The organism is Crocosphaera watsonii WH 8501 (assembly GCF_000167195.1).
In the GTDB taxonomy this organism is placed as follows: Bacteria; Cyanobacteriota; Cyanobacteriia; order Cyanobacteriales; family Microcystaceae; genus Crocosphaera; species Crocosphaera watsonii.
Window position 1 is genome coordinate 1 of record NZ_AADV02000165.1, and the last position, 9,652, is coordinate 9,652.

The 9,652-nt window shown below is 39.6% G+C and carries 8 protein-coding genes and 1 pseudogene; 3 read left to right on the top strand and 6 right to left on the bottom strand.

Going from position 1 to position 9,652, the window contains the following annotated elements; all coding sequences use genetic code 11:
• Positions 1-202: 202 nt before the first annotated feature.
• The 5 genes and pseudogenes from CWATDRAFT_RS26965 to glgA form a co-directional block, all read right to left on the bottom strand.
• A complete protein-coding gene (locus tag CWATDRAFT_RS26965; RefSeq protein WP_007307976.1) occupies positions 203-823 on the bottom strand; it encodes a helix-turn-helix domain-containing protein in 621 nt (206 codons plus the stop codon).
• Between the two features lie 149 nt (positions 824-972).
• Positions 973-1,080, bottom strand: a complete 108-nt coding sequence (gene psbM, locus CWATDRAFT_RS34755; protein ID WP_007309987.1) for a photosystem II reaction center protein PsbM — start codon at positions 1,078-1,080, stop codon at positions 973-975.
• Positions 1,081-1,167: 87 nt separating this feature from the next.
• The gene (locus tag CWATDRAFT_RS26970) at positions 1,168-1,464 is read right to left on the bottom strand and encodes a 2Fe-2S iron-sulfur cluster-binding protein (RefSeq protein ID WP_042712561.1); all 297 of its coding nucleotides are present in this window, start codon (positions 1,462-1,464) and stop codon (positions 1,168-1,170) included.
• Between the two features lie 131 nt (positions 1,465-1,595).
• Entirely contained in the window at positions 1,596-3,257 is a 1,662-nt protein-coding gene (locus CWATDRAFT_RS26975) for a TolC family protein (protein ID WP_007307974.1), read from the bottom strand.
• A 512-nt stretch (positions 3,258-3,769) separates the two neighbouring features.
• Positions 3,770-5,170, bottom strand: a pseudogene (gene glgA / locus CWATDRAFT_RS26980) (glycogen synthase GlgA); the annotation flags it as partial.
• 114 nt (positions 5,171-5,284) lie between these two features.
• Here glgA and CWATDRAFT_RS26985 point away from each other — a divergent pair.
• From CWATDRAFT_RS26985 to CWATDRAFT_RS26995, 3 genes are all read left to right on the top strand, one after another.
• A complete protein-coding gene (locus tag CWATDRAFT_RS26985) occupies positions 5,285-5,752 on the top strand; it encodes a MerR family transcriptional regulator (RefSeq protein WP_007307970.1) in 468 nt (155 codons plus the stop codon).
• 30 nt (positions 5,753-5,782) lie between these two features.
• Positions 5,783-7,336, top strand: coding sequence for a gamma-glutamyltransferase (gene ggt, locus CWATDRAFT_RS26990; protein ID WP_007307971.1), 1,554 nt, complete (start codon positions 5,783-5,785; stop codon positions 7,334-7,336).
• A gap of 65 nt (positions 7,337-7,401) precedes the next feature.
• Positions 7,402-8,808: an aromatic ring-hydroxylating dioxygenase subunit alpha gene (locus tag CWATDRAFT_RS26995; RefSeq protein WP_007307972.1), complete on the top strand. Its 1,407-nt coding sequence runs from the start codon at positions 7,402-7,404 to the stop codon at positions 8,806-8,808.
• Between the two features lie 217 nt (positions 8,809-9,025).
• Here the strand turns inward: CWATDRAFT_RS26995 and CWATDRAFT_RS27000 are convergent, their stop codons facing one another.
• Positions 9,026-9,421, bottom strand: a complete 396-nt coding sequence (locus CWATDRAFT_RS27000) for a hypothetical protein (protein ID WP_007303072.1) — start codon at positions 9,419-9,421, stop codon at positions 9,026-9,028.
• Between the last annotated feature and the right edge of the window lie 231 nt (positions 9,422-9,652).

Here is a 9,652-nt window from a genome sequence, read left to right on the forward strand (position 1 = left end):
AATTGAGTCGGAAATCGAAAATGTGTCCCGGCCCTAGGGATACACTTTCTTGCCCATCCATTGCAACACTTAATCCGTTTTTCAACCGATGGATTTTCTCTGTTAGGCTTGATCTTTGCCGGAAAAATTTCAAGACTGAATCCTGTCATTCATCGTACTAATTAATGATTCTTGTTCTAACAAAGTTTGCCTTTTGATGAGTTCACAGATATATTGACCTGCTTTTAAATTTTAAGGGATCATCAATTTGGCATTTAACCAGTAACGGACGAGATGTGGTGTAATGTCGCTTCGTTGTTAAAAAACGCCCCACACTACGGGGGGAAATCTTTTCGACAATTCCTCTTTTTATGGCTTCATCCGCCAACTCTGAAGGTGTCCAATGGCTCACTGGTCTGTCTGATTTTTCACATTCTTCACAAGCGATCGCTACAATCTGGACTACTTGTTCGACCGTAAAGGATTTTGTTGTTCCAGGTCTTGGGCGATCGCTTAAAATTCCTTTGATCAAGACCATTAATGCTTTCTCCGTTACCTGTTGTTCTTCGGCTGCACTCAGTTTTTCTCTCTCCTCAAACCATCGCGATCGCCACTGACGCACTTGTACTCGGTCTAATTCTAATCTTCGACTAATCGAACTATTGCTCTCTCCTGATGCTGCGGCTAAGATTAGCTTGGCTCGTCTAACAAGGCGATAGGGGTTTGTTGTCCCTCTCACTATTTGTTGGAGTACTGTTTTCTGTAGGTTGGAGAGGTTAATTGGCAATGCTTTTATCATGGACATCAACTTCGAGATTCTTCCGTTAGTTTCATTGAAACACATTGTCGTGGCTAGTCACGAAAGTTTCTGTAAAAATCTGGTGGATTACTTTCGCCAAGCTGCACTACTTTGGGAAATTTGATAAAAAAGAGGGGAATTTCTCGAGTTGAAATTTCCCCACTATCTTGAATTAAGCATTTATGAAAAATAGCTTAAGATTCCGTTTCCTCACGGGTTTGGATGAATAAAATGAGTAGGAATACGGTGGGAACAAGAACAAACAGAATAGTCGCAATAAAACCAAGATCGTTAACTTCCATGATTAATTAGCCTCTATGTTATCAATTGAAAACAACAACTTTTAGAATATCATCTCTAAGGTCAATGACTGCAATTAGTCCTATGCCTTATTTCGGCTTAGTAACCACTGCTATCGGGCCATTGACTAGGGTTTGGCAAGCAAGACGGTGATTATCAGGCTTTTTCTTGAGGACTCGTTGTTCAAAATCGGTACGGGGGGAAACATTTCCCATCCCTTCCACGATTTCCACCAGACAGGTTCCACATTGCCCATAACCACCGCAGTTCATAAGTTTACCCTTGAAGGTATAAATATCAACTTTATTTTGTAGAGCTTTTTCCCGTAGGTTAGCCCCTTGTGCTGAGACAACCTCTTTATCCTCTTTAACAAATTTAATAGTCATCTGCCTCCTTGCATTACGCCGATCTATATAAAACAATTATTACCTATAATGTTAAGAAACTATAAGTAATTTGTTCACCAGATTCAAAACTTAAGATTACAGATCACAGAGAAAATTAATCAAAGGTGGATTTACCTGATTTCAAAGAGACGGTTATCAGGGAAGTTACTCACGGATCTTTGTAGAGCATTGAGAGACTGATTATATTGAATGATAGCTTGTAGGAAATTGCCCCGTGCTTGGGACAAATCTCGTTGGGCGTTAATAACATCAGTTTGTGTGCCTACACCAGCCTGGAAACGTAATCTAGCCAATCTGAGGGCTTCTTCACGGGTCTCCACATTTTGGCGTGTACTGCCAATATTTTCTCGGTTAGCCACCAAACTAAAATAAGCTTCTTCTACCTCAAAGCGAATTTCGTTGCGCAGATCAGCAAATCGAATATTGGCCTGATCGATACGGCGTTCTGCGGCCCTAGCACCAGCAAACGCCCTACCCCCATCGAATAATCGCCAAGTTAAACGAGTTTCAAAGCGATAATTCTCCAAAGCCCCTAAACTGTCATCAAAGTCATCGTCAAACCCATAATTTGCCAGAAAATCTAAGCGTGGGATGACCCCTGCGATGGCAATACGACGATCCTGTTCCCCGATCTCCCGTTGCACTAGCTCTTGTTCTAGCTCAGAACGGTTTTTGTAGGCTTGGACAATGGTTTCTTCAAGAGAGAGGTCCCAGACCCCAGATTCTGTGATTTCGTCTGCTGCCACCAACTGAACGTGCTGCCCCAGACTAAGGGTTTCTGCTAATCTCCGTCTTGCCGTTCGTTGATCGGCGATCGCCCGTGTTAACTGTTCATTAGCTGCGGCCAAGTCCCCTTCAGCCGTTAAAACATCGAATCTCGTCCCTAAACCGGCTCGCTCTAATAACTGGGCATCCCGTAGGGTTTGGGAAGCATTTTCCACATCCGCCTGGGTGATCGCTACTTGAGCATCGGCATTTTGTAGAAGGTAATAGTTATCTGTGGCCTCAAAGCGCACTTGTTCAGCAATTCTTTCTAATTCCAATTGGCGATCGCGAATTTCCCGTTCTGTTCTCATAATACGACCGTCTCGTTCTCCACCAGTATAAATGTCGTAGCGAAGGGCAACACTAAAAATACCTGTAGCCTCCCGTGATTTAGCCACAGTATCCTGACCTGTAGCAAATTCAGCCGTCTGACGTTCAATAAATTCGCGGTTCAGTCTAGAGTCGATATCTAGGGTAGGATACAAGGCTGCTCGTTCTTCTACTAAGCGGGCTTTTACCTCATCGACAGCAATACGAGATTCTTCTATTTGCCGATTATTTTGTAAGGCCAGGGCAATCACTTCATTGAGAGTTAGGGGTTGATTAATATTTGTTTCTACGTCTTCTGGTCTAGTGGGACGTAATAGAGGATTACCGTTAGGATTCAGGTTATTGGGGGGTAATTTTTCAAGAACCGTTTCTGAGAATTGTTCGGACTCCTCCAGAGTGGAAGGGCTTGCTGACTGGGATAACATATCTGGAGGGGAGTTTTTCCCTTGCTTGTCAGCAGTTGAAGTATTTTTTGGGTTCTGAGAGGGGACAGAGGACTCTTGCATCTGCCTAATCTCAGTAACACGGGGTTGAGATAGTTCCGAGTCTAAGCTTAATTTTTCAGCCTCTGATTCTCCTTCTAGAGAAGACACCGTTTGCGCTGTTAGTCCTGTATTCCAGGATAATACTGCTAACAGACTTACACTCACACACACACAATAACGTAGAACAAACATAATATTTATCAAAAATTTTGGTTAACGAAAATGTCAAAATAAATCCTCACCTAAAAATCCTATCAAAAACATCCACATTTTGGGTGGCCTGGAATTTTGACCAGAAAATAAACCACTGACTTGAAGAGGGAGGAAGTTTAGTCTCCCGTAGGACTGGATATAGAAGGGCGCGGTTTTAGTTTGGGTTGATCTTCCTCAATATCACTCGTTGGTTGATGAACTTCTGTTTCTGTGGTTATGATTGAGGTGGAACTCTCTTGAGATAGTGATTCCTCTATTTCTGGGGCATTGTGGTTAGTAACAACTTCTACTGCTTGGCTCGTAATGGTTGAAGAATCAGTTGGGGCTGTAGATTCTTGGGTTTGTTCGTCTTCAACTGTTGTGCTTTCTTCTTGGATAACTGTCTGGGTTTCAGTGGATTCTTTTTCAGTGTTATCTTCTCCAATATTTTCATCTATATTTCCCTTGCCATTAAGATCCCAGGAAATATTCTTTTGAATTAAAAAGCTTATTTTATCTTCTTCTTCGGAGGTTAACTCTCCAGGTTGTCCGGTTAACTCCTTATAAATTTTGATATATTCAGCCGCAGAGCCATACCAACTAAAATCTTGGGTCATACATCGTTGTTGCAGTTTCATCCAATCGTCTTTAAAGCGAAATCCTTCCCAAGCACGAATCATGCAGAATAATAACTCCAAGGGATCATAATGATCAAAACAATAACCGGTTCCTTCTTCGTTCATGGGATCATAAAAACTCACTGTATCTTTCAATCCCCCCGTGCTTCGAACGATAGGAACACAACCATAACGCATGGCAAACAGTTGACTGATGCCACAGGGTTCAAAACGCGAAGGCATCAAAAAGACATCTGCTCCGGCAAAAATACGGCGGGATAAGACATCGTTATAAAGAATTTGTACCGATACACGGCCGGGATAACGAGCCGCTAATTGCCATAACTGATTCTCATAATAATGATCCCCACTGCCCAAAACCACCAATTGGGCATCGGTATGAACCAGAAAACGGTCTAACATTTGAAGAACTAAATCAAGCCCTTTTTGTTCTACTAAACGAGTCACCATACCCATCAAAAAGGCACCTTCCTCAATCTCTAGTCCAGTTTCTTGCTGAAGACCAATTTTATTGGCCTTACGGTCTTCTAGGGTATAAGGAGTAAAGGTTTGATGGATAAATTGATCCTCAGCAGGATTGTACAATTCCATGTCAATGCCGTTGAGAATTCCTACTAAGTTATGGTTAAAGTTAGACAATAAGCCATCGAGTCTTTCTCCATAAGCTGGAGTTTGGATTTGTTCGGCGTAGGTTGGAGAAACGGTGGTGATCCGACCTGCAAATTTTATTCCTGCCACCAGAGAATTATCTCCATCCATATACCCAGGACACCAAGTATTATGTTCCAGAAAACCACGGCCAGGCCCTTGATAAGCTAAATTGTGGATGGTGAAAACAGTGGTAATATCTGGTGTTTGGTGCATCCACACAGGAATCATACCTGTATGCCAGTCATGACAATGGATTATGTCCGGTTTCCAGCAATTCCAAGCGAATTCTGCTGCTGCATTAGAAAAGAAGGTAAACCGCCAATATTCATCATCCCCATAAATACGGCGTGGAGCAAAGCTATGGTGTTTCAGTAAGTAAAGGGGAACATTACTCTTGGGAAGGGTGGTTTGATACACCGAAAAATCCTGGGACATGGCATGGGAATGCCAGATTGGTTCTGAGGGGACTTCTATTTTATCGTCGAGAAATCCGTAATAAGGCATGATAATGCGGACATCATAGCCTAATTGATGTAAAACTTTTGGTAAGGCTCCAAGTACGTCCCCCATTCCCCCAGCTTTGGCCAACGGAGCTACTTCTGCCCCTACAAATAAAATTCGCATCTCAATACCCTCGCTTCCCTTGCTTGCCACCTTTTGATTTTGACATACTCTACCGTATATTGATTTTTTTTTTGCTGTAGTACAATAAAACCTTATATAACATATTTTTGTACTATGAAGACTTTGACTATAACAGAAGCATCTAGCTTACTTGAAATAAGTCGTCAACGGATACTGCAATTAATTCATGCTAAACGAGTCAAAGGGGCGTATAAAACCCAAAAAGGCTGGAAAATTCCTCTTTATGGCAAAACAAGAATGCCTAGAATTATTCGTGGCAAGCGAGGGAGAAAAGACCAATGGTTGGTTAAGCGTCGAATAAAACCTACGGTCATTCACGTCAATAAAGGTTTAATCGGGAGTAATAATAACCGAGATGAGAAAGATCCTGTCATTATCGTCAGAAAAGGCTCGAAAACAACCTATTGCTCTGAAGTTTCTTTCAATGGACAGTGTAAAATTGTTTATCGTCCGGATAATCAAACCCTCTACGCTGGGGCAAAAGTTTGGATAGAGGTCAATCCGGATACTAAAATCTCCTTGAAATCTGAGACTATAATACTGAAAAAGGAAGTTAATTAAAGAATAGTCCTGTTTTAGTAGCCAAAATTGATGAATCGAAAAACTCGTGGAGCGATCGCCGCCGGACATCCCAAAACAGCAGAGGCAGGTCAGATCATCTTGGAATTAGGGGGTAATGCTTTTGATGCAGCGATCGCTGCCATGTTAGCCTCTTTTGTGGTGGAGTCCACTTTAACTTCTGCGGGGGGGGGTGGATTTTTATTGGCACATACACAAGACCAAGAAAGTATTTTATTTGATTTCTTTTGTCAAACCCCTCAACTAAAAAAATCCCTCTCTGAAATCGAATTTTATCCCGTTGATATTAACTTTGGGGGAGCAACCCAAGTATTTCATATTGGTCGGGGTTCTGTTGCCGTTCCGGGTAGTTTGATGGGCTTGTTTACAGTGCATCAGGAACTAGGTCAATTACCCTTTTCTGTGTTGGTAGAACCAGCCATTAACTATGCTAGAAATGGTTACCAAGTCAACGATTATAACCGAGTTACGTTTGAAGTCTTAGAACCTATTTTAAGGGCTTCCCATGAGTCAAGAAAAATCTATTTATCAAATAATGAGTTATTTAATATCGGAGATATAGCTTATATCAAAGACTTTGCTAATATCTTAGAAGAATTTGCTAAAAAAGGAATCCAAGAGTTTTATCAAGGAGATATTGGTCAGCAAATTTTGCAAGATATGAAAGAGGGTGGCTATTTAACTCAAGAAGATTTAGACAATTATCGTGTTATTAAAAGAAAACCTCTTAATTTTAATTATAGAGGCTATCAACTATTAACCAATCCTCCCCCTAGTTCCGGCGGAATATTGATTAATTATGCTCTAAAAATTCTAGAGAATATTAATCTTAAATCTTACCAATTTGGAAGCCAAGATTATCTACAACTATTGGCATTGGTGATGAATTTAACTAATGATTCTAGAGAAATAAATTATGACAATTATCTTTACCAAGATGATATTATTAGTCAATTTTTAAGCAAGAAAAATATTAGTGATGGTCAAAACAAATTACAACAAACCATTAATAAATGGGGCAGTACCACTCATATTAGTGTCATGGATGAATATGGTAATGCGGCTAGTGTAACCAACTCTAATGGAGAAGGTTCCTCTTATGTTATTCCTAATACGGGAATTATGCTCAATAATATGTTAGGAGAAGCAGATTTGAACCCGTTAGGGTTTCATTGTTGGCCTAATAATTGCCGTATTTCTTCCATGATGTCTCCTACTATAATTCTCCAAGAAGGAAAACCAAAAATCGTCTTAGGTTCAGGGGGTTCAAATCGCATTAGGACAGTTCTTTTACAAGTCATTTTCAACTTATTAGATTTTAATTTTTCCCTAGAAGAAGCCATTAATAAACCGAGAGTTCATTGGGAAAATAATCTGTTTAATCTAGAACCTACAAAACAGTTAGAAACCATTGAAAATTTACGACTGCCTCCAGACACTGAGATTATCCTTTGGCAAGAACTAAATATGTTTTTTGGTGGGGTTCATGCTGTCAGACTTAAGGAAGATAATTCTTTAGAAGCTATAGGAGATCCCAGACGCTCAGGGGTCGGTATTATTTGTTAACTATTTGTTGTTACATTTTGTTATAATAGAAATCATTAAACTCTTTTTAAACTATAAATTAGCCAATGGTAACGATTAATAATAATAAAACAACGATTACTCCAGAAAAAACTTCAATTATAGGGGGAAGCGATCCTGACTATTTTGACTGGCAAGAGGTTTGGTATCCCGTTCATTATGTTGAAGATTTAGATAAAACAAGACCCACAGCTTTCACCTTATTAGAGAAGAATATTGTTATTTGGTGGGAGGAAAAAAATAATCAATGGTCTGTGTTTGAAGATCAATGTCCCCACCGTTTAGCTCCCTTATCTGAAGGTAGAATTAATGAATCAGGTTGTTTAGAATGTCCTTATCATGGATGGGCATTTTCAGGGCAGGGAAACTGTGAAATAATTCCCCAACAACACCCAACAGGAAAGGCCGAAAAGTCCCTCCGAGCATCGGTTAAAACCTTGCCAACTCAAGTCAGACAAGGCTTACTATTTGTCTATGCTGGAAAACCGGAAAATGCGGAAATAACCCCCATTCCCCTCGTAGACGTTTTAGAAGAAGACTCCGATGAATGGGTCTGTTTAAATACCTTTCGGGACTTACCTTATGACGCTTTAACCCTGATGGAAAATGTCTTAGATTCTAGCCATATTCCCTATACCCATCATAAAAGTGTGGGCAACCGTGCCAATGTTTCCCCCGTGGAATTAGAAGTTATTGAATCAGGAAAATGGGGGTTTAAAGGGGTGTGGGAAGAGGGACCAAGAAAAGGTACTTTGGGAAGACAAGAAACCAATTTTGTTGCCCCTGCAATGATGTACCATGATCTCACTTCTAAGCAATTCGGTAGAACCTTAACGGTAGTTTATGCTACTCCCATCGGTAAAGGAAAATGTCGTTTATTTGCTCGTTTTCCCTTCAAGTTTTCTTCCAAAATACCAAAATTTTTTATTAAGTTAACTCCCCGTTGGTATTCTCATATTGGACAAAATGGAGTATTAGAAGATGATCAAATTTTTCTACATCATCAAGAACGATATCTAGAACAAAAAGGAGGTAGTTCTAAGTTTGCAAAAGCTTTTTATTTACCGACAAAAGCAGATTTATTTGTTTTTCAATTACACATTTGGATTAGTCAATATCAAGCACAGTTATTTCCAGAACAATCCCTAAGTCCTGCCCTTTCCTCAGAAACATTACTAGATCGCTACCATTCCCACACCAAACATTGTAGTAGTTGTCGCACAGCACTCAAGAACTTACAACGCCTAAAAATAGGTGTAGCGATCGCCACTTCTATTATTTGGTCAGCCATTGTTAGCTTACTATTAATATTTGACCATCCTCCTATCTGGAGCATGATCTTATTAACGATAACTGTTCCCTTGGGCGTAATTAGTTGGTTTGCTTTGGGTGGTTTAGAAAAAAGATTCTATCAAGGTCGAGAAATTCCTCCCAGAAACTTGCCAAATAGTTAGTAATATTTGTAGGGACATAATATTATTATCAGTTAACAATTTGGCCTGAGAGCAATATCACTTAAGTATAGAGATCCTGATCATTGGACTTTGGATAAAAAACAATTGTTAGCGTAAATTTTACGCTAAACATATCTCCAGAGCTAAAATAGAGAATTAAGGTGATTTTAAAAACTCTCTTTCCATCTTTTTAGGGGATTTTAAATATTAAATAGCTTCATTCAGTTTCGGTTCCAATATAGATATCTAAGTAGCTTTCAGTTAGAGATTGAATGACTCGTTCTAATTCATCAATGAGATTTCTTCTAGTGAGTTTTTCTACAGCATCAATATGAGCAGAACTTCCGGCTCGTCCTAAATATTTATATTTGGTTTTTTTCTCATTATTAGTGGCCATAGGAAAAATTGATTCAGCAGCCTGTAGTTTATAATACCAGTAGATTGTTCCCTTTCCATTAACCTGATAACGAATAATATGACAATTAGCTGGTGCTACTTCCCCTTCCCGTTCAATTTTCTTTATTTTCTGTTTAAGAGAGCGAATTAGACTCTTAATTTGTTTGGCTCTCAGGTGGACATCTTGACTGGTCTTAAGTTCGGAATGTGATGACATTAGCCTTAACTGGTACAAACAACCTCTTTTGACGTTAGCGTATATATTCCGATATTTATTACGTAATAAATTTCAAAATGACCAAAATGAACGGCTACGTCTGTCAGAATTCTGGTGTGGAGGCTAACCTCTCCAAGACTAAAGTTGAAAGAACTATTATGATACTCATGCCTTTCATAAACAAAGTCATCATCGGAATGCTCCATCTTTTTAACAATTACCGTTATAAGG